This is a genomic window from uncultured Thiothrix sp. (assembly GCF_937873765.1).
GTDB lineage: Bacteria > Pseudomonadota > Gammaproteobacteria > Thiotrichales > Thiotrichaceae > Thiolinea.
The window spans coordinates 82,502-101,538 of record NZ_CALMZC010000015.1 but is presented as its reverse complement, the minus strand read 5'-3'; the positions used below and the strand labels follow the sequence as shown (position 1 = coordinate 101,538).

At 45.5% G+C, this 19,037-nt stretch carries 20 protein-coding genes; 6 read left to right on the top strand and 14 right to left on the bottom strand.

Going from position 1 to position 19,037, the window contains the following annotated elements; translation table 11 throughout:
• Window positions 1-68 precede the first annotated feature (68 nt).
• From Q0307_RS19045 to Q0307_RS19035, 3 genes are read left to right on the top strand one after another with little or no spacing between them, the layout of a single operon-like run.
• Window positions 69-242: an IS1 family transposase gene (locus Q0307_RS19045; protein ID WP_366936751.1), complete on the top strand. Its 174-nt coding sequence runs from the start codon at window positions 69-71 to the stop codon at window positions 240-242.
• Between the two features lie 3 nt (window positions 243-245).
• Entirely contained in the window at window positions 246-395 is a 150-nt protein-coding gene (locus tag Q0307_RS19040) for an IS1-like element transposase (RefSeq protein WP_366936750.1), read from the top strand.
• Between the two features lie 22 nt (window positions 396-417).
• On the top strand, window positions 418-534 hold the full coding sequence (locus Q0307_RS19035) for an IS1 family transposase (RefSeq protein WP_366936749.1): 117 nt from the start codon (window positions 418-420) through the stop codon (window positions 532-534).
• A 247-nt stretch (window positions 535-781) separates the two neighbouring features.
• Here Q0307_RS19035 and Q0307_RS04880 read toward each other — a convergent pair whose 3' ends face one another.
• On the bottom strand, window positions 782-1,687 hold the full coding sequence (locus Q0307_RS04880) for a LysR family transcriptional regulator (protein ID WP_298657406.1): 906 nt from the start codon (window positions 1,685-1,687) through the stop codon (window positions 782-784).
• 4 nt (window positions 1,688-1,691) lie between these two features.
• On the bottom strand, window positions 1,692-2,876 hold the full coding sequence (locus Q0307_RS04875) for an AI-2E family transporter (protein WP_298657403.1): 1,185 nt from the start codon (window positions 2,874-2,876) through the stop codon (window positions 1,692-1,694).
• A 257-nt stretch (window positions 2,877-3,133) separates the two neighbouring features.
• Here Q0307_RS04875 and Q0307_RS04870 point away from each other — a divergent pair, with 257 nt between their 5' ends.
• Window positions 3,134-6,619, top strand: a complete 3,486-nt coding sequence (locus tag Q0307_RS04870; RefSeq protein ID WP_298657401.1) for an indolepyruvate ferredoxin oxidoreductase family protein — start codon at window positions 3,134-3,136, stop codon at window positions 6,617-6,619.
• Here Q0307_RS04870 and Q0307_RS04865 read toward each other — a convergent pair.
• The 11 genes from Q0307_RS04865 to miaB all read right to left on the bottom strand — a co-directional run bounded on the left by Q0307_RS04865 (window position 6,611) and on the right by miaB (window position 15,093).
• Window positions 6,611-7,366: an RNA-guided endonuclease TnpB family protein gene (locus tag Q0307_RS04865; RefSeq protein WP_298657398.1), complete on the bottom strand. Its 756-nt coding sequence runs from the start codon at window positions 7,364-7,366 to the stop codon at window positions 6,611-6,613. The genes Q0307_RS04870 and Q0307_RS04865 overlap by 9 nt on opposite strands.
• A complete protein-coding gene (locus Q0307_RS19030; protein WP_366936755.1) occupies window positions 7,326-7,421 on the bottom strand; it encodes a helix-turn-helix domain-containing protein in 96 nt (31 codons plus the stop codon). Before Q0307_RS19030 ends, Q0307_RS04865 begins: the two co-directional genes overlap by 41 nt.
• A gap of 229 nt (window positions 7,422-7,650) precedes the next feature.
• A complete protein-coding gene (locus tag Q0307_RS04860) occupies window positions 7,651-8,505 on the bottom strand; it encodes a pirin family protein (RefSeq protein ID WP_298657395.1) in 855 nt (284 codons plus the stop codon).
• 80 nt (window positions 8,506-8,585) lie between these two features.
• Window positions 8,586-10,580: a DNA helicase Rep gene (gene rep, locus Q0307_RS04855; protein WP_298657391.1), complete on the bottom strand. Its 1,995-nt coding sequence runs from the start codon at window positions 10,578-10,580 to the stop codon at window positions 8,586-8,588.
• 70 nt (window positions 10,581-10,650) lie between these two features.
• On the bottom strand, window positions 10,651-11,145 hold the full coding sequence (locus Q0307_RS04850) for a peptidylprolyl isomerase (RefSeq protein WP_298657389.1): 495 nt from the start codon (window positions 11,143-11,145) through the stop codon (window positions 10,651-10,653).
• A gap of 106 nt (window positions 11,146-11,251) precedes the next feature.
• Complete coding sequence (locus Q0307_RS04845; protein ID WP_298657387.1) at window positions 11,252-11,704, bottom strand: nuclear transport factor 2 family protein; 453 nt, start codon at window positions 11,702-11,704, stop codon at window positions 11,252-11,254.
• A gap of 127 nt (window positions 11,705-11,831) precedes the next feature.
• Window positions 11,832-12,248, bottom strand: a complete 417-nt coding sequence (locus tag Q0307_RS04840; RefSeq protein WP_298657384.1) for an antitoxin Xre/MbcA/ParS toxin-binding domain-containing protein — start codon at window positions 12,246-12,248, stop codon at window positions 11,832-11,834.
• Entirely contained in the window at window positions 12,245-12,541 is a 297-nt protein-coding gene (locus Q0307_RS04835; RefSeq protein WP_298657381.1) for a segregation and condensation protein A, read from the bottom strand. The genes Q0307_RS04840 and Q0307_RS04835 overlap by 4 nt, the downstream gene beginning before the upstream one ends.
• Window positions 12,542-12,604: 63 nt before the next feature.
• Window positions 12,605-12,931: an FMN-binding negative transcriptional regulator gene (locus Q0307_RS04830; RefSeq protein WP_298657377.1), complete on the bottom strand. Its 327-nt coding sequence runs from the start codon at window positions 12,929-12,931 to the stop codon at window positions 12,605-12,607.
• A gap of 41 nt (window positions 12,932-12,972) precedes the next feature.
• Window positions 12,973-13,725: a tRNA pseudouridine(65) synthase TruC gene (truC, locus tag Q0307_RS04825; RefSeq protein ID WP_298657374.1), complete on the bottom strand. Its 753-nt coding sequence runs from the start codon at window positions 13,723-13,725 to the stop codon at window positions 12,973-12,975.
• Window positions 13,726-13,728: 3 nt separating this feature from the next.
• Window positions 13,729-15,093 carry a tRNA (N6-isopentenyl adenosine(37)-C2)-methylthiotransferase MiaB gene (gene miaB / locus Q0307_RS04820; RefSeq protein WP_298657371.1) on the bottom strand — a complete coding sequence of 455 codons (1,365 nt, stop codon included), beginning with the start codon at window positions 15,091-15,093 and terminating at the stop codon, window positions 13,729-13,731.
• Window positions 15,094-15,323: 230 nt separating this feature from the next.
• Between miaB and Q0307_RS04815 the strand changes: the two genes are divergently transcribed.
• Window positions 15,324-16,460, top strand: a complete 1,137-nt coding sequence (locus tag Q0307_RS04815; protein ID WP_298657368.1) for a transporter substrate-binding domain-containing protein — start codon at window positions 15,324-15,326, stop codon at window positions 16,458-16,460.
• Window positions 16,461-16,496: 36 nt separating this feature from the next.
• Window positions 16,497-17,642: a hypothetical protein gene (locus Q0307_RS04810; RefSeq protein WP_298657365.1), complete on the top strand. Its 1,146-nt coding sequence runs from the start codon at window positions 16,497-16,499 to the stop codon at window positions 17,640-17,642.
• A 46-nt stretch (window positions 17,643-17,688) separates the two neighbouring features.
• On the opposite strand, the gene pmbA is transcribed toward Q0307_RS04810, so the two are convergent.
• Window positions 17,689-19,032 (bottom strand): metalloprotease PmbA, encoded by a 1,344-nt coding sequence (pmbA, locus tag Q0307_RS04805; RefSeq protein ID WP_298657362.1) that lies wholly within the window; start codon window positions 19,030-19,032, stop codon window positions 17,689-17,691.
• Between the last annotated feature and the right edge of the window lie 5 nt (window positions 19,033-19,037).

Here is a 19,037-nt window from a genome sequence, read left to right as displayed (position 1 = left end):
TCATAAGATTTGAGGTGATAAGATCTGCCCATAAACTATAAGAATGATTTAGATGCAAGGACGTTAGGATGATTCATTTCTTAGTGGCGTGTTGGTCGTGTATAAGTGAGCATCTGTATAAACACGGTCGCTCACAGAGTGGTGAACCGCCCTATCGCTGCCAAGATTGCCACTGTTGTTTTCAACTCAATTGCCGCTATGAAGCAAATAAAGTAGGCATACTGGAAAAGATTATCGCGTAGGCAATGAAGGGGGCTGGCGTTCGTGATACCGCTCGCGTGTTAGGCATTAGTACTAATACTGTGCTAGCTCATTTAAAAACTCGACCCACCGACAGTAAACTCCTTACCGCTAGAGGCTGGTGCGGCGGAGCACGGTTTAGAACTCATCTGTGAGCGGGATGAACAATGGTCGTATGTGGGCAAGAAATCCGAACCCTGTTGGCTCTGGTATGCTGGGTCGCCTCACCTCAAACGTGTCTTTGCCTATGCCTTTGGACGGCGCACCGATGCAACGCTAACGCTCTTGTTATAATGGTGCACCACCTGATTACTCAACGCTATTTCCAAAGCATTGAGCGCTAGAACCTGATGTTACGCAGGCACATCAAACGACTCATGTGACGAACTCTCTGCACTTTTTTTCCTGTTGCAGACACAAATTATGGTCAAAAAACCAGCGCTTTTTGTTACAAAAAGTTCTTCACCCAAAGGAAACACTTTGTTTTTGTAGAAACTGTCGAAAGAAATTCTGGAAACCAGAGGAGTATTACTAATACCGTTCAACTCCCACAACTATGAATCAAAAACTGCCGCATGGCTTCGGCAGGTTTAGCAAGTTCAAGATTTTTTTGCCAAATCATGCCGCTTTCCAAATGCGGCACCACACCTAAAATTGGCAAAGTTTCGATTTTTCCACCCTCTAACGACCAAGGTCGGTAAACCATGTCTGCGAGGATGGTGACACCAAAACCATGTGCAACCAAACCACGTACCGCCTCCATCGACTTGGTGCGAAAAGCGATATTCGGCTGCAAACCTTGTGACTGCCAATAACGTTGGGTAGCCGGTTCACCTTCATCCATAGTCAGTTGAATATACGGATAGGGTGCTACATCTGCTAAAGAAGCAAAGGGCTGAGCGAGCAAAGGATGATTCGCTGAAGTCCATAATTGGCGACGTGAACGCAAGAGTATATGATGATTGAAGAGCTCACGTTGACTAGTATTGGAGATTAAAACCAAGCCTAATTCTAAGTCACCAGACAAGACCGCAGCCTCAATCTCTGGACGTTCCATATCACGTAAATCAAGATCGATATCTGGATAATGTTGGCGAAAACGCGCTAGTAAAGGAGGCAGAAAATAGCCGAGTAATGCATAAGATGCTCCCATCCGTACTGCACCCGTTAAATGATGCCGCTGGAAATGGGGTTCGCTTAGCGCAAGATCGAGGCTTTCTTGAATCTGTTTGGCGCGATGATAAAAGTTATAGCCTTCTGCAGTCAGAGTGACCCCTTGAGGGTGACGCTCAAACAACCTCACCCCCATAGAGTCTTCCAAATGCAAAATCGCATTGGTCACAGTGGATTGAGCGACATGCACCTGCTTAGCCGCCATCGAAAGCTGGCCAGTTTCAGCGGCAGCAATGAAATATCTTAATTGACGCAGGCTAATGTCTTTACTCATCGTTTCATTGCAGGATGATTTTCACCTCATCTTTCGCTGCCTCTTCAGCCACGGCAGCTTCAACCGCAGCAGCGACTGCTGCAGCTTTCGAAGCTTCAGCCGCAGCAGCTAGTTCACGCATTTTCAGCACAAAGATATTCAGAATCATCAATAAAGGTACAGCCATAAACATACCTGCTACTCCCCAGAGCCATCCCCAGAAAGCAACTGAAATAAACACGAATACAGGGTTAATCGTGAACATTTTCCCTACAAAGAGAGGTTGTACCATTTGACCCTCAATAATATTCAGCACCAAAATGATTAAAGCAGGCAACATGGCTGTGGATAAATTATCAAAGGTCACCAAGCCCACAAACGTTACTAAAATCATATTAATCAAGGGGCCGATATAAGGAATATAATTGAGTAGGGTTGCTGAGAAACCCCAGAGTAAAGGGGTCGGCATGCCAATCATCCACATGCCTAAAGCAGTCACAATGCCTAAACCAATATTGATGATCGTAATCAATAACAGGTAGTAACTGATCTGATATTGCGATTCTTGCGTAATTCTTAAGAAGGTAATTCGATGCGCTCGATCTTTCCAAGTCATCATCAAATTTTTGATCATCGACTCGCCAAAAGCCATCAAAAAGTAAAGCAATAAGAGGAAGGACATAAAACCCACCACAAAGGCTTGGGTAGTATCCATCACGGTATAAAGGCGGCTACCTGATTTCACTACGACTTCTTGAGTGCTTGAGTCTTTAATGGCAGAACCCGTCAAATCAGTAATCTTCTGGTCAATTTGCTCGGTAGTTTTTTGTACATCATTTAATGACGAACGCAACTCTGCCACTTTCGTTTCAATTTTTTGGATTTCAGTCGGAAAACGCTCAACCCATACCTTCACGGGATCATACATATAATAGGCTAACACACTGAAAGCCCCCAAAGTCACCAACAAGACAATCAAGGCACCGAAAGCTTGTGGAATGCGCAACTTTTCCAGTAACTTGACAGGAATCATCAGAACAAAAGAAAAGACCACAGCTAGAAAAACCGGAACAAATACGGCTTTGGCAAAATACAGCACACCTAACACAGCCATAATGAACAGCCCCCACAGAGGAATTTGCAAGCCTCTGATCCCTGTCATTTGCACGACTAGATCGTCTTGTAAATTAGTTAGATTTGAATTTGGCATCTCAATCCCTATCAGATAAATGCAAACATGGAATTTTAGTATTTAAGTATAAGCTTAGAGCCAATGTAGCAAGTTTATGCTTATTAGCTAATTTATTGCTGATTAGTAAGGCTTAGCAGCTTAACTGGTGTATTTTTTAGCTGGTTTCATCCATGCGTTTTTCACATACCTCAAGTCATTTTAAATAATTTTACGATACAAACAGAATTCCTTAGCATACTAGTCATCTATAAAAGAGAAGAGTTGAGGAGCACCCCATGACCGCTAAACTACCCAGCAATCTGGTTCTAGACGACAAATACACCCTGCAACAAGGCCGTGCTTATATGAGTGGTCAACAGGCCTTGGTGCGTTTACCCATGCTGCAAAAAGTGAATGACCGACGCATGGGCTTGAATACGGGCGGCTTTATTTCTGGTTATCGTGGCTCACCCTTAGCGGCTTTTGACCAACAACTCTGGCAAGCCCGTAAACATTTGGCCGAACATGACATCGTTTTCCAACCCGGTTTAAATGAAGATTTAGCGGCTACCGCAGTCTGGGGTTCACAACAGCTCAACCTTTATCCGAATGCGAAATTCGATGGCGTCTTTGGTATGTGGTATGGCAAAGGCCCAGGCGCTGATCGTTCGACTGATGCCATGAAGCATGCCAACTACGCGGGTACTTCCAAACACGGCGGGGTGATTATGGTAGTGGGTGATGATCATGCTGCGAAATCTTCGTCTATCGCTCATCAATCCGAACACTTACTGGCAGCCGCAGGCATCCCTGTTTTATATCCCGCTGATGTCCAAGAAATCCTCGATTTTGGTCTACATGGCTGGGCAATGAGCCGCTTCTCTGGTTTGTGGACGGGCTTAAAATGTGTGACACAAGTGATTGAAACTTCCTCCTCAGTAGAGCTTGACCCTGACCGAGTGCGTATTATTCTGCCAACTGATGCAGAATTCCAAATGCCTGAAGGTGGTCTCAATATTCGCTGGCCTGATCCGCCCTTAGTGCAAGAAGCGCGCATTATGGATTACAAATGGTATGCGGCTTTAGCTTATGTGCGCGCCAATAATCTAAATCGTGTGGTAATTGATTCACCTAAAGCGCGCTTCGGCATCATCACCGGCGGCAAGGCTTATCAAGATGTGCGCCAAGCCTTAAATGATTTAGGTTTAGATACTGAAGCCTGTCGACGTATTGGGTTGCGCGTAATGAAGGTCGGCTGTGTTTGGCCTTTGAATGCCCACGATGCGCGTGATTTTGCCGAAGGTCTGGATGAGATTTTAGTAGTCGAGGAAAAGCGCCAAATTCTTGAATATGCTCTCAAAGAAGAGCTTTATAATTGGCGCGAACATGTACGTCCCAATATTTACGGTAAATTTGCCTCGCGGGATCATGATGGTGGGGAATGGTCAGTACCCCGTAGTGATTGGCTGTTGCCAGCTATGTCGGAACTTAATCCGGCGATTGTCGCAAAAGCGATTGCCAAGCGTCTAGTGACGATGGATTTACCCGAGGACATTCGCCATCATGTCAATGAGCGCATTCGCATTATTGAAGCCAAAGAACGTGAAACCGCCCGCCCACGGGTCACTGCTGAGCGTAAGCCTTGGTTCTGTTCCGGTTGTCCGCACAATACCTCAACTCGCGTGCCAGAAGGCTCACGCGCTTTAGCAGGGATTGGCTGCCACTACATGACCATTTGGATGGATCGTAATACCGAAACTTTTAGCCAAATGGGTGGCGAAGGCGTGTCTTGGCTAGGACAAATGCATTTTACTAATGATAAGCATGTCTTCACTAATCTGGGCGATGGTACTTACTTCCATTCTGGCTTATTAGCGATTCGCGCAGCCGTCGCGGCCAAAGCGAATATTACCTATAAAATTCTGTTTAATGATGCAGTAGCGATGACCGGTGGCCAACCCATTGATGGTACTTTGACTCTGCCCATGTTGGTGAATCAAGTGGAGGCCGAGGGAGTTGCCAAAACTATCGTTGTCACTGATGATCCTGAAAAATATAAATTGGTGGAAAATCGCCTACCTACTTCAATTGAAATTGTGCATCGTGATGAATTGGATGCAGTGCAAAAGCGTTTACGCGATACAACAGGTACTACCATTTTAGTCTACGAACAAATGTGTGCCACCGAAAAGCGCCGTCGTCGTAAGCGTGGGATTATGCCTGAGCTAAAAAAACGCACCTTCATTAATACCGAAGTCTGCGAAGGTTGTGGTGATTGCTCGAAAACCTCCAATTGCCTATCCATTGAGCCGGTAGAAACGCCTAAAGGCACTAAGCGGCAAATCAATCAATCGACTTGCAACCAAGACTTTTCCTGTGTGAAAGGTTTTTGCCCGAGCTTTGTGAGTTTAGAAGGAGCGAGTTTACGTAAACCCGAACCGGCTAAAATTGCCCAACCTAGCCACGAAGATTTGCCTCCCCCAGTGTTACCTGCGTTGGAAACGCCACATCGAATTTTAATTACTGGCGTCGGTGGCACCGGCATTGTCACCATTGGCGCTTTATTAGGCATGGCGGCGCATTTAGAAAATAAGGGCGTGACGGTGCTGGATATGGCAGGCTTAGCCCAAAAAGGCGGTGCTGTACTCTCGCATGTGCAAATTGCCAAACTGCCTAGCCAACTCAATGCCAGTAAAATTGCAACGGGTGAAGCGGATTTACTTTTAGGTTGCGATGCGATTGTCTCGGCCTCACAAGAAGCTTTATCCATGACCTTAAACGGGCAAACTCAAGCCATTGTGAATACGAGTGAAACACCCACCGCTGAATTTATTACTAATCGCAATTGGAGGTTCCCCGGACAATCCATTGCTTATGACCTGCAAAATAGCATTGGTAGTCATTGTGAATTTTTAAATGCCAATGACCTAGCCTTGAAACTCTTAGGCGATACCTTATTTGCCAATATGATGGTCTTAGGCTTTGCTTGGCAAAAAGGCTGGATTCCACTGCAACGCAACAGTCTCATGCAAGCGGTCGAACTGAATGGTACGCAAGTGGAGAAAAACAAGGCAGCATTTTTATGGGGTTGTCAGTTTGCGCACTTTGGCAATGCGCAAGAGCTACTCCAAACCACACCACTCGCACCTAAACTTGAAGCCAGTTTAGATAGTATCCTAAGCTTTAATAAGCAATGGCTGACGGACTACCAAAATACCGCTTATGCTAAGCGCTATGAGCAAAGCTTAGAACCCTTACGCCAAGCCGAATTGCAATTAGGTACGGATGTCTCTTTACCGTTGACACGGATAGCCGCGCAAAATCTGGCACGCCTAATGGCTTATAAAGATGAATATGAAGTAGCCCGCTTGTATTCCAAGCCTGAATTCATTGAGCAGTTACGCAAAAGCTTTGAGGGTGAACCGGGGCAAGACTACAGCATTAAACTGAATCTCGCTCCCCCACTATTTACTAAATATGACAGCCAAGGCAAGCCAATTAAAAGTGAGTATGGACAGTGGATGTTTAAACTCATGCCGTATTTGGCAAAATTGAAAGGTCTACGCGGCACTGTACTGGATGTGTTTGCTTACACTGCCGAGCGTCAACAGGAACGAGCTTTGATTAAAGAGTATAGTGAATTGATTAAATCACTGGCACAGCAGTTAACACCCGAAAATGCTGTTCAAGCACAAGAAAACTTAGCACGCTTCAGTCAAATTAAAGGCTTTGGTCATGTGAAAGCGGCAGCACTGGCACAAGTATACAAACCGTTACTTTGAACTTATACAAACTTGAACATCGTCCAGTTTGCGGTCAAATTCCTGCTTCATTGGGGCTGGTTTCGTCTTCGACTTTCGTCCAAGACCAGAGCCATCCCCTCCACAGGCAGACACCGTGTAACTCACGGCGTAATGGGCTAAGTTCATAGCCGCATTCACATCCCGATCATGGCTTGCGCCACAGGTCGGACAAGTCCACTGCCGGATTGACAGTGGGAGTTTTTCTAGCTTGTGACCGCAAGCCGAACAGGTTTTGCTACTGGCGAAAAACCTATCCCCCACCACCACGACACCACCGCGCATCTCGGCTTTGTATTCCAACTGGCGGCGAAACTCAAAAAAGCCCATGTCACTGATGGCACGTGACAAATGGCGATTTTTCACCATGCCCGACACGTTCAAATCTTCAAGGCCGATGGTGTGCAAGCAGCGGGTTAAATCGGTGGTGAGTTGGTGCAAAGTCTCCTTGCGAATGTGGGCAATGCGTGCGTGAAGTTTCGCCAGTTTTGCCTTGGCTTTATTTCGCTGGTTTGAGCCTTTAACCTTGCGTGACAAGCTGCGGGAGAGCCGTTGCAGACGGGATAGCAAGGCTTTATGCGGCTTCGCCCCTGCCACTACTTCCCCCGTTGACAGGGTTGCCAGTGCGGATACGCCCAAATCCACCCCCACCACGCCTTGGTTTTCGGCGGGTGGTAAGTGGCTGGAGTCAGTATCCACGGTATAGCTTACGAACCGCTGCCTTAGCAAAGTAAGTCGCTTGTTTATTGTTAGGCTGGAGGCGGATTTTGTGGCTGATGAGCATGACTAAAATCATGCCGTACAGCATGATACTTGTCTAATCAACGGTGTTTTTGCTGCTACTATTCATCGACAAACGGTAACGCATTTTGTAATCTATTCAAAATGAATAATCTTGAATACATTGGTATGAGTTCTGCGGTAACTGCTGCTAACCCGCTAAGACCTAGCACACCTATCGAATGACAGCTACTAGATAGCTAGCTGTCGTTTTAGTAAAGCTACTTCAACTATTAAACATTAAAAGCTGCTTTTTTCCTGACCAACTGATTATTTTGATAATCTGCCATCGCTTGGCCGATTTCCTCACGGGTATTCATCACAAAAGGGCCGTATTGCACTATCGGCTCCCCAAGCGGTTTACCCATCACTAGAATAAAACGTGTGCCTTTTTCGCCCGCAGTCACAGCAACTGCATCACCTTGCCCCAATACCGCTAAACTGTGCTGAGGTAAAGCGTGGCTTTGGCTCGTAGCACTACCTTCAAACACATAAATAAAGCCTTGGTGCTCTTTAGGTACAGCGAGTTCAAAACGAGCCTGAGCCTCCAAGCGCACATCTAAATAACAGACTTGGGTATTAGGGTCTTTAATTACCCCAGCTTGGCCTTGATATTCACCGGCTAAAACCCGTACTTTAATGCTAGCCGTTTCCACTTCGGGAATTTTATTCGCCGGAAACTCTTGATACGCGGGATCAGACATCTTCTCAGCAGCCGGTAAATTAATCCATAACTGAAATCCACGGAGTAAACCATCAACTTGGCGGGGCATTTCAGAATGAATCACGCCACTGGCGGCCTTCATCCATTGCACCCCACCCGAATCTAATTCGCCACGATTCCCCATACTGTCCCGGTGCTCCATCTGCCCATCCAGCATATAGGTAAAGGTAATAAACCCACGATGAGGATGGGCTGGAAAACCGGCGATATACTCATTCGGGTTATCGCTACCAAAATGGTCGAGCATGAGAAAAGGATCAAGGTGACGCAAAGACTGCGTACCAATACTCCGATGCACGGTCACACCTGCACCTTCACGCACCGCTTGCGCTCTGATTAATTGCTGAATAGGACGAATAGCCATACAGAAAATCTCCGAGAATTAGGCTAAACAAGATGGGGGCTAATCAGATAATCACAAGCCCTACTCTTAGACTACTGCAGCTAACCGAGTAAATCCTTTAGACTCGAAATATAAGCACTCGCAGTGGCTTGGCGCTCTTCGGGCGTGCTAACTTTACGATCTTCCCAGAGTAAATGCTCCTCAGGTAGTTCCGCTAAAAAGCGACTCGGATCACAAGCCATTTTCTCTCCATAGCGTGAACGAGTTTTCGCATAGCTAATCGTCAAATGCTTTTGCGCACGGGTAATCCCCACATAAGCCAAACGTCGCTCCTCTTGAATGCCTGCTTCATCCATACTATTCAAATGCGGCAAAATTTCCTCTTCTGCCCCAATCAGGAACACATAAGGAAACTCCAAGCCCTTCGCACCGTGCAGGGTCATTAAAGTCACTGCATTTTGCTCAGTTTCTTCACTATTGCGCTCTAGCAAATCCACCAAACTCATGTGCGCAACAATTTCCGCGAGAGTCTCTTTGCCCATGCCATCGTCATACAGTTTGTTCACCCAATTGACGACTTCGTGCACATTGGCCATGCGCCTTTCTGCCATATTCGGCGAGCTGGAATTTTGCAAGAGCCAGTCCTCATAATGAATATCCGTGACAATACGCTTCACCACATTCGCTGGGTGTTCGGTCTTATTCAGTTCAATTAAGTCATTTAGCCAATAGGTGAAATGTTCTAAACGCTGGCGTGACTTAGCACCGATTCGCTCTGCAAATGCCATTTCTTGCGCACAGATAAATAAACTATTCTTGCGTTCATGCGCATAATCGCCCAACTTTTCTAAAGTTATCGTACCAATTTCACGGCGTGGGGTATTAATCACCCGCAGAAATGCGGCATCATCATTAGAATTACTGATTAGGCGCAAATAAGCCAAAATATCTTTAACTTCAGTACGCTCAAAAAACGAAGTACCGCCGGTAATTTGATAAGGAATATTTTGCTGACGTAGCAAGGTTTCAAATACCCGACTTTGGTGATTACCGCGATACAAAATCGCAAAATCTTTGTACTCCGCTCGCTCGCGAAAATGGCGTTTCATAATCTCGCCCACTACCTTTTCCGCTTCATGTTCCACCGAACGACACGGCATGACGAGAATCGGATCACCTTCGCCCAAAGTGCTCCACAATTTCTTTTCAAACATGTGCGGATTGTGGGCAATTAGATGATTCGCGCTCTCTAAAATACGTTTAGTAGAACGATAATTTTGCTCCAGCTTAATCACTTTTAAACTCGGATAATCACGCTGTAGTTGCACAATATTTTCTGGACGCGCACCACGCCACGCATAAATCGATTGATCATCATCGCCTACCGTAGTCAAAGCACCACGCACGCCTGCAAGTTGACGAATCAGTTGATATTGGCAAGCATTGGTATCTTGGTATTCATCGACTAATAAATAACGTAAGCGCTTTTGCCAATTTTCCAAGACTTCAGGATATTGCTGAAATAATTGGACGGGTAAGACAATTAAATCATCAAAATCAACTGCATTATACGCTTTGATTTGGCGCTGATATTGTTCATATAACCTAGCTGCACGCTGACCTAACTCATCAGTCGCTTGTTGCATGACTTGCTCAGGGCTTAAAAAATCATTTTTCCAGCGCGAGACTTGCCAACGAATATCATCGGTTTCACCAATATCCTCTTTAAGCGCTAATTCACGCAGTACTAAATCACTATCTTGCGTATCTAAAATCGAAAAGCCGGGCTTATACCCCAATTTCTTCACTTCTTGCTTGAGAATTGTTAAGCCTAAAGTGTGGAAGGTGGAAACAGTTAAACCCTTGGACTCTTCTTTACTAAGCAATTGCCCTGCCCGCTCGCGCATTTCCCGCGCTGCTTTATTGGTGAAAGTAATCGCCGCAATGGTTTTCGCTTCGTACTCAGCTTTACGAATCAGCCATGCAATTTTTTGGGTAATCACACGGGTTTTACCGCTACCTGCGCCGGCTAGAACTAATAAGGGGGAACCTAGATGCACAACTGCAGCTTGTTGTTGAGGATTTAAACCTTGCATAGTAAATAGTGTGCTAGAAGAGAATCAGGAGGGGTTTGATGCCGATCAGCGACCGGCACCAAAAACAAGCTTAGAGTTGGCCGCAATCTTCAATTTTGATCGCTGCTTTAGTGCTGCCGCTGCGCGTACCATTGGATTCAATCGTTTTTAGGACATCCATGCCTTCTGTGACTTGACCAAATACCACGTGCTTGCCGTCTAACCAAGGGGTGACAACGGTGGTAATGAAGAATTGTGAGCCATTGGTATTGGGGCCTGCATTTGCCATTGACAATAAGCCTGCACGATCATGCTTTAATTTGAAATTTTCATCAGCAAATTTATTGCCATAGATGGACTTACCGCCCGTGCCATTATGATTGGTGAAATCACCACCCTGCACCATGAATTCAGGAATCACGCGATGGAAGCTAGAACCTTTATAACCAAAGCCTTGCTCACCTGTGCACAAGGCACGGAAGTTTTCTGCAGTCTTTGGTACTACGTCTTCGAATAGTTCAAACACGATACGTCCAGCAGGTTGGCCGCCGATGGACACGTCAAAAAATACACTTGGATTTACCATGAGGGGATACTCTCAGATCAAAGAAAGGCGCTAATGTAGCAAAAGCAGGGGGGGGATACTAGACTGAGGTAGTTTGACAAGGAATACTTAGAATTGGTTAATCTTTTCAAGATTCAATAGCTGGCTTACTTGCCTCCAAGTTACCAGCCTTTGCTAAACGTGCTAAAGCTCTAGTTAACAGTACTGTATCCGTATAAATCCGGATACTAGTTACTTTGCCCCAGCGAATTTGCATGAGATTTACACCTGTATTTTCTGTACGCACACCATCCGTGCCATGATTGACTTCAGTCCAATATACGCTGACTAAAGTATTCCACGGCATACCTTTGACCTCGATTTTATGCAAGGTGAACTGAATATCAGGGAAGATGGTCAATAGGCGCTCATACCATTGTTGAATATCTGCACGAGTATGGCGTACCTCACCCAAAGCATGGTCACCAATAAAATAATGCTCGGCTGAATCACTCAGTTCTTTAAGTACGGCTTGTATATGACCTGTATTCAAACCAGCAAAGGCTGTAAGAAGTTTATGTCTAACGATACGGTGATACATGAGCTTTAGCCTAAACTTAGGTAAAAGTTAAGTTTAGTACATAGGATCTGTACTATAAACACCAATCCTCACCCCCTACTTGGTATCGAAATGAAACACGAACCGAACGATGGCAGTGTTAAGCAATTTAAGCGTTATTGTTTTTAGTTTGTTGTGCCTGTAACGCATCCGCAATCGCATAGCTATAAGCGCAATCCACATCCATACGCACTTTCTGCAAGCCTTCTACACCCTCTTCCAGCATCACCACTATAGGCGAGCGCCCTTGAAAACGTCGATGGGGGCGACGTAACCAAACTGAACGCATCTGTGCGCTAAACGGGAAAGTAGTGGCGAGTGCTTCACTAATACCAAGAATATGATCCAGCCGATCAGCCAAATCGAGAGACTCGGGTAAAGCCCGCTCGCCGCGCAAGTAAGCACTTAAGTGACGCGCTTTAATTTCAGCGGGCAAACCTAAAATTAATGCCATATGCTCAGGGCTAAGCTCCCACTGCACTAGCTGCTGCAAGCTTGCAAACGTTTTAGGATCGACCACGCTCATTCACTCACTCGCTTCAAATTAGCTTTTAATTGTGCCACGGAGATCACTTGCGCGGTTGGAGGATCATCGGTAAAGCGCGGTAATTCTTGCGTGGTCAAACCCTCTTGTACTGCTAACTCTCGCTCACGCGCGGCAATTAAATCAAAGCAGGCTTTCATATCTTCAACCGTCGCAGTGCTAAGGGGATAAGGCTGATATGGATCTTTCGGCGTCAAATCACGCACAATACTCGCCAAAGTTTTGCGCATCACCATCAAAATACGCCGCTCTTGTGACAAGGTTTGCTCAGGCATCACTGCTCCACACTTAGAGGAAAGTTTTAAGCTTAGAACCTTCCGACTACCGTGCCTATCCTCCTAATGGGCAGGCTTGAGGCTTTGCATAGTAGCGGCTAAAGCCATCGACTCTGCCACTTGGGTTTCACTCAAGCCTGCTATCACCCCTTGGTATTCGGGGCTAACTTTATTCTGACTCAATTTCCACTTACCCTCCCAGCGCGTGATGACTAGCTCAATCCCAACAATCGCTTTGAGCATGTTCTGTAAATAATCTTCCGGTGCATCGGCTAACCGCCAAGGCTGGGAAAAACTGGCTTCCTGCTGAGCCGTGAGCTTCTCCAAAAAAACATGCAGCCAAACCCGATTATCCTGCACACGCACATGCCCATAGACATTTAGCACCATATAACTCTAAGAGTGCTTGTGGTTTGGATTGCTCGAAGTGCTTAGGTATATACATTTGAATTACCTACCATTAAATGCTTACTAGCAACTGATTGTAAAACCTGCACAAACTCGTCCGCTAGCGGTGCTTGTAGATTTAAAGCCTCCTTACTAATCGGATGCTGCACTTGCAAAGCCTGCGCATGCAACAGCAACCGCTCACAACTAAATTGTTCTCGAAATAATTTATTCTGCTTACCATCCCCATGTGTGGTATCGCCCACAATCGGATGAAAAATATGCTTTAAATGGCGACGCAATTGATGCCTGCGACCCGTTTTTGGCCGCAGTTCTAAGAGTGAATAGCGGCTGGTCGGATGTTTGCTTGAAGCGAAGGGCAGTTCAAATTGTTCAAGTGTTCGATAATGCGTAAGCGCGCTTTGGGCGGGTTTATTAGGATCAGCTTTAGTATCGGCAATCTCATCCAGCTCTTCTTTTAGCGCATAATCAATGACACCGGCTAGCTCACAAAAACCTCGCACTAAAGCGCTATAGGTTTTCAAAACTAAGCCTTGAGTAAATTGATCAGTGACAGCACGTGCCGTAGCCGCATCTAAAGCAAATAGCAACATCCCAGAAGTAGGACGATCTAACCGATGCACGGGATAAACTTTTTGGCCGATTTGATCGCGCACTAATTGCACGGCAAATTGGGTTTCGTGCTTATCAATTAGGCTACGATGAACAAGTAAACCGGCTGGTTTGTTAATCGCTACCAGCCAGTCGTCTTGATATAAAATAGGAAGCTTTAACAAAGCTCAAATAGCCTGCATATCCATGCTGCCTGCTTCACGCTCAACCGCCACCACGCGCCCACGTAGGGAATTCGGTAAAGCTTCCGTGATTAGAATGTCAACAAAATGTCCTATCAAACGGGCATTACCATCAAAATTCACCACCCGATTGTTCTCAGTGCGACCGGCTAATTGATTAGGATCCTTTTTTGCAGGACGTTCGACTAATACGCGCTGTATCGTCCCCACCATACCTTGGCTAATCGCCTGCGCACTTGCCAGAATCCGGCCTTGTAAAGTTTGCAACCGCTGCTTTTTGATCTCCATCGACGTGTCATCCGGCAAATTCGCTGCTGGTGTGCCGGGGCGGGCGCTATAGATAAAGCTGAAACTATGATCAAAACCGATTTCATCAATCAGTTTCATAGTATCCGCAAAATCCTTGTCGGTTTCGCCGGGAAAGCCGACGATAAAGTCAGACGACATACTTATGGTGGGGCGCAGTTGACGTAATTTACGCAGCTTGGATTTATATTCTAGCACCATGTGATTGCGCTTCATTGCTGCCAAAATTCGATCCGAACCACTTTGTACTGGCAAGTGCAAATGACTGACTAACTCAGGTACTTGCGCATACACATTAATTAAATTTTCACTAAATTCATTCGGATGTGAGGTCGTGAAGCGAATCCGATCAATGCCATCGACAGCAGCTACGTATTGAATTAATAGCGCTAAATCCGCGATTTCACCATCGTGCATCGCCCCCCGATAAGCATTTACATTTTGCCCCAACAGATTAACTTCACGCACACCTTGTGCAGCTAACTGTGCGACTTCCGCTAGGACATCATCAAAGGGACGTGATACTTCTTCGCCACGGGTATAAGGTACGACGCAGAAGGTACAATATTTGCTGCAACCTTCCATGATCGATACAAACGCGGTTGGGCCTTCTGCACGTGGTTCAGGTAAATAATCAAATTTCTCGATTTCAGGGAAACTAATATCAACCACAGGTTTATGATCCATGCGTACTTGCTTAATCATCTCAGGCAAGCGATGCAAGGTCTGTGGGCCAAACACCACATCCACTAAGGGCGCTCGCTCACGTAGAGCCGTACCTTCTTGACTCGCTACACACCCACCCACGCCAATGATGACCTGTGGATTTTTTTCTTTAAGCGCGCGCCATCGTCCGACTTGTGAAAATACTTTTTCCTGCGCTTTCTCACGAATCGAGCAGGTATTCAGCAACAAGACATCCGCCTCTTCAGGATTGCTGGTCAATTCCAAGCCCTCATGCGCATGTAGCACGTCCAGCATCTTAGCTGAATCATACTCATTCATCTGACAGCCGTGGGTTTCTATGAAAATTTTACCTGCCATCTAAGCACTACCTAATTGTGTTGCCGAAGTTAAAAAATGACCGGATATTATCCCTGTCTACCTTGCAAGGAACAACTATAAATTTTGTAGGGAAAACAACCATTTTTAATAAACTTTTCTCACAGCCTTGACCACACATTATAAGAGTGCTTATATCCGATATATGAATCATTAATTCAAGGTTCAGCTAAAGAATTAAAATGCTTAATAAAAACTTGCGAGGTAGTCGTATGTGGTTACACTTCAGTCAACATGGAAAGCGATTGTTTTTATGTGTATTTTTGCTATTAGTCAGCTTACAAGCCAACGTAAAAGCTGAAAATTTGGACTGCAAACAACCTTATAAAGTCGCTAAAGGAGATAGTTTAAGTATTATTGCTCAACGCGCTTATGGCAGTGCTGGCAAATACAGCATGATTTATTATGCTAACACTAAAATTCTGACAGATGGCCCCGCCTTGCTAAAGGTTGGCCAAGAGTTACGTATCCCCTGCCTTGACGAAGCAAACACCGCTACAACTCCTACGGAACTCACTGAAGCCACTCTTACAAGTAGCACCACTACAACCACTCAGCCCACACCCAGTAATGAGCCTGCAGCAACTAATCCTATCAACAAAATTGAAGTACAATTGTTGACTGCTGGGGATTACCAACCCTTCACTGATCAATCTTTGCCTAATGGGGGTTTGATTACTGAGTTAGTAGAAACGGCTCTGAAAAATCAAAATGTCAGTTATAAACTGACTTGGATTAATGATTGGTCAGCACACCTCGATCCTTTAATCAAAGAGAAAAAATATGACATGGGCTTTCCTTGGTTAAATCCGGGCTGCCCGAATGTCGAGCATATGCGCTGCCAGTTTTTATTCTCCACACCCATTTTTCAAATGTTAGAAGTCTTGTTCACGCGGAATGATGCACCACTAAAATTTGAAAAAGATGATGATATGATCGGGCATACTTTATGCCGTCCGAGTGGCTATTTTACTCATGACCTAGAGCGCACTGGTCGCGAGTGGTTGAAGAAAAACTTGATTAAGCTAGAACAGCCTCAATCAGTCAAAGAGTGCTTCGACCTTCTCATGGCGGGCAAAGTGGATGCAGTCGCAATGAATGATTTCACCGGACGCGAGACGGTAGCGAAAATGGGTTTGCAAGATAAAGTAGCACCGTTATCACGCGAACTCTCTGTAGAAGGTTTACATGTGCTTATCCATAAAACGCACCCGCGTGCCACCATTCTCTTGAATTATGTGAACAAAGGTTTAAAAGCTTTACAAGAATCGGGTGAGTACGACGCGATTATGGATAAGCATTTAACTAATCATTGGAAAACTGTCGAATCACTGCAAAAATCACAGTGATTTAAGTCAGCAAGCGTTCAAACAAGGAAATAACCTATGGAAAGTGTGCTACATAAACGCTACAAAATAGGTGAGCGTCTCTTCTCGAACGCCCTTGGTGAACTATTTTTGGGACGCGAGCTACAGGCAGGCGGTAATCAACGTTTATTGATTCACTACCTGCCTGCTCAACTCATCAGCGACTACGCTTTAAAACAGAGCCTGAATCATTTACAAGACTTAGGTTCTAAAGCTGAAGCTGCCGTATTGAACGTCTTGGACTGTGCTTGGTCAGATACTGAAGTGTGTTTTGTGCTAGAAGCACCAGAAGCTTGGTCTTTAAGTGTCCTGCCTGCTTTACAAGGTCAGCCTACTAATCTACATCAAAAGGCTCTCAGTATTACTCAACAACTCATCGACCAAGGCTTGATTACTAAAGGTATTGATCCTGCGCTATTTTTAGTAGCACCCAATGGGGATTTGCATTTGATGGGCACTGCATTTCTCACAGAACTACAGGCTCTAGAACAGCAGTCACCTAGTCTCTTACAGCCTCAATCTGAAGTGCCACCCAAGAAAAAAACCCGTTTTTTACCTTTAGCTTTGCTTGGGAGCATGGGTTTGGTTGTAGCGGCTGGTAGTCTAGGGCTTTATCAATTTGCAGCACCTAGAAGAACTGTCCAAGCTCCGACTCCACCAGCTATAACAGTTAGTACCTTAGATAAACCTAGTACACATATAACCAATATCACCAGCTTAGTAGCCGCTGTAGAACCTAAAATAACAATACCTAAAACCGATACATCGCTAACCAAGGTGGCAGACAAGCAGCTTGTGCAAAAAGTTGAAGAAGCTAATCTTTCCTTACCGACTGAGGATGCTAAGCCAAGTACCGCTACAATTTCTGCTAGCTTATTAGTTACTAACTCACCTGTAGCCATTCAAGTACCACCTAAACCTGAATTACCTACCAATCCGCAAGCACTCAAGCATTTAGAGCGCGCCCAAGAAGCGGTTCAACGCGGACATTTGCAAACTGGTTTATATTATTTGCGTTTAGCAAAAAAACTAGCCGCCGATTCCACTCAACTACAAACGGCAGCTAGGCAATTATTGGAACAAGCACAACTAATGGGCACAACTAGCGAAGCCATCAGCCCACAGATGCAAATGGATATTCAACAAGAGTTTGGCTTGAACTAAAGTTTTTGGACAAGTGAGAGCCAGTAAAAACTGGCTCCGCTAAAGCTTACTGCCCCGCAATCGTCATACGATTCACGAGAATAGACCCAGTTTGAATACTGCCGCGCTGGTCAATATCCGTCCCCACCCCTTGAATACCTAGATACATATCTTTTAAGTTACTAGCAATGGTGATTTCTTCCACAGGATATTGCAGCTCACCATTTTCGACCCAAAAACCCGCTGCACCGCGTGAATAATCGCCGGTAATCATATTAATACCGCTACCGATCAACTCAGTCACTAATAAACCGCGCCCCATTTGCTTCAGTAAATCTTGGAACGAAGCATCAGTATGAGTTAGGAGCAAATTAGAGCTACCCCCCGCATTGCCAGTGGTTTGCAACCCTAATTTACGCGCTGAATAACTACCTAAGAAATAGCCCTGTACTTGACCATTGAGGATAATATCACGCTCCTGCGTAGCCACACCTTCTGCATCCCAAGCCCGGCTACCGGGTGCACGCGGAATATGGGGGCATTCACGTAACTGCAAAAACTCAGGGAAAATTTGCTTACCCACTGAATCTAACAGGAAGCTGGCCTTACGATATTGTGATGCACCACTTAAAGCTGACACCAAATGTCCAATTAAACCACGCGCCAACTCAGGTGCATACAAAACTGGAGCCTCACAAGTCGGAATGGACTTACCCCCTAAACGGCGTACTGTGCGGCGCGCGGCCTCTTGGCCTACCGATTCAGCAGAGTCTAAAGCTTCAGCTACACAGGAGGTCGTATACCAATAATCGCGCTGCATCGCAGTATTTTCTTGCGCAACAATTGAGCAACTTAAAGAATGGCGAGTACTACTATTCAGACCATTGAAACCATTTGAATTCGCATACACCCCCAAACCTGCATAACTATCCACACTTGCACCATCGCTATTGGTGATACGTGCATCATAAGCACGCGCGGTACCTTCAGCCTGAAGTGCTAACTCAATGGCTCGATCCGCATTAATCTCCCAAGGATGATACAAATCTAAATCCAGTGGATTCTTTGCCATCAACTCTGGATCAGCCAAACCATTGAATTCATCTTCGGCGGTATAGCGCGCAATCCGACACGCTGCATCTAAGGTATCTTCGAGTGCTTTGCGGGAAAAGTCACCACTCGAAGCAAAACCTTTTTTATGTCCAAAATAGACGGTTAGGCTAGCCCCTTGATCACGGTGATATTGCAGTTTATCGACTTTACCCATACGCACTTCGACAGATAAACCAGTACCCTTATCAATACCTACTTCAGCAGCACTCGCACCACGCTCTTTGGCAGCTTTCAACACAAACTCGGCCAGCTCTTGAAACTCAGCCCCTAAAGCTTGTCGATTTTCTAATTCGATCATAGTTC

What these genes read in the sequence shown, in the direction of transcription:
- Q0307_RS04850 (WP_298657389.1), bottom strand. Translation starts at nt 11,145, where the DNA reads ATGGTAAATCCAAGTGTATTTTTTGACGTGTCCATCGGCGGCCAACCT.
- rep (WP_298657391.1), bottom strand. Translation starts at nt 10,580, where the DNA reads ATGCAAGGTTTAAATCCTCAACAACAAGCTGCAGTTGTGCATCTAGGT.
- miaB (WP_298657371.1), bottom strand. Translation starts at nt 15,093, where the DNA reads ATGGCAGGTAAAATTTTCATAGAAACCCACGGCTGTCAGATGAATGAG.
- Q0307_RS04810 (WP_298657365.1), top strand. Translation starts at nt 16,497, where the DNA reads ATGGAAAGTGTGCTACATAAACGCTACAAAATAGGTGAGCGTCTCTTC.
- Q0307_RS04840 (WP_298657384.1), bottom strand. Translation starts at nt 12,248, where the DNA reads ATGAGCGTGGTCGATCCTAAAACGTTTGCAAGCTTGCAGCAGCTAGTG.
- Q0307_RS04860 (WP_298657395.1), bottom strand. Translation starts at nt 8,505, where the DNA reads ATGGCTATTCGTCCTATTCAGCAATTAATCAGAGCGCAAGCGGTGCGT.
- Q0307_RS04845 (WP_298657387.1), bottom strand. Translation starts at nt 11,704, where the DNA reads ATGTATCACCGTATCGTTAGACATAAACTTCTTACAGCCTTTGCTGGT.
- Q0307_RS04835 (WP_298657381.1), bottom strand. Translation starts at nt 12,541, where the DNA reads ATGCCTGAGCAAACCTTGTCACAAGAGCGGCGTATTTTGATGGTGATG.
- Q0307_RS19040 (WP_366936750.1), top strand. Translation starts at nt 246, where the DNA reads ATGAAGGGGGCTGGCGTTCGTGATACCGCTCGCGTGTTAGGCATTAGT.
- Q0307_RS04870 (WP_298657401.1), top strand. Translation starts at nt 3,134, where the DNA reads ATGACCGCTAAACTACCCAGCAATCTGGTTCTAGACGACAAATACACC.
- pmbA (WP_298657362.1), bottom strand. Translation starts at nt 19,032, where the DNA reads ATGATCGAATTAGAAAATCGACAAGCTTTAGGGGCTGAGTTTCAAGAG.
- Q0307_RS04875 (WP_298657403.1), bottom strand. Translation starts at nt 2,876, where the DNA reads ATGCCAAATTCAAATCTAACTAATTTACAAGACGATCTAGTCGTGCAA.
- Q0307_RS19030 (WP_366936755.1), bottom strand. Translation starts at nt 7,421, where the DNA reads ATGCTCATCAGCCACAAAATCCGCCTCCAGCCTAACAATAAACAAGCG.
- Q0307_RS04880 (WP_298657406.1), bottom strand. Translation starts at nt 1,687, where the DNA reads ATGAGTAAAGACATTAGCCTGCGTCAATTAAGATATTTCATTGCTGCC.
- Q0307_RS04830 (WP_298657377.1), bottom strand. Translation starts at nt 12,931, where the DNA reads ATGGTGCTAAATGTCTATGGGCATGTGCGTGTGCAGGATAATCGGGTT.
- Q0307_RS04815 (WP_298657368.1), top strand. Translation starts at nt 15,324, where the DNA reads ATGTGGTTACACTTCAGTCAACATGGAAAGCGATTGTTTTTATGTGTA.
- Q0307_RS19045 (WP_366936751.1), top strand. Translation starts at nt 69, where the DNA reads ATGATTCATTTCTTAGTGGCGTGTTGGTCGTGTATAAGTGAGCATCTG.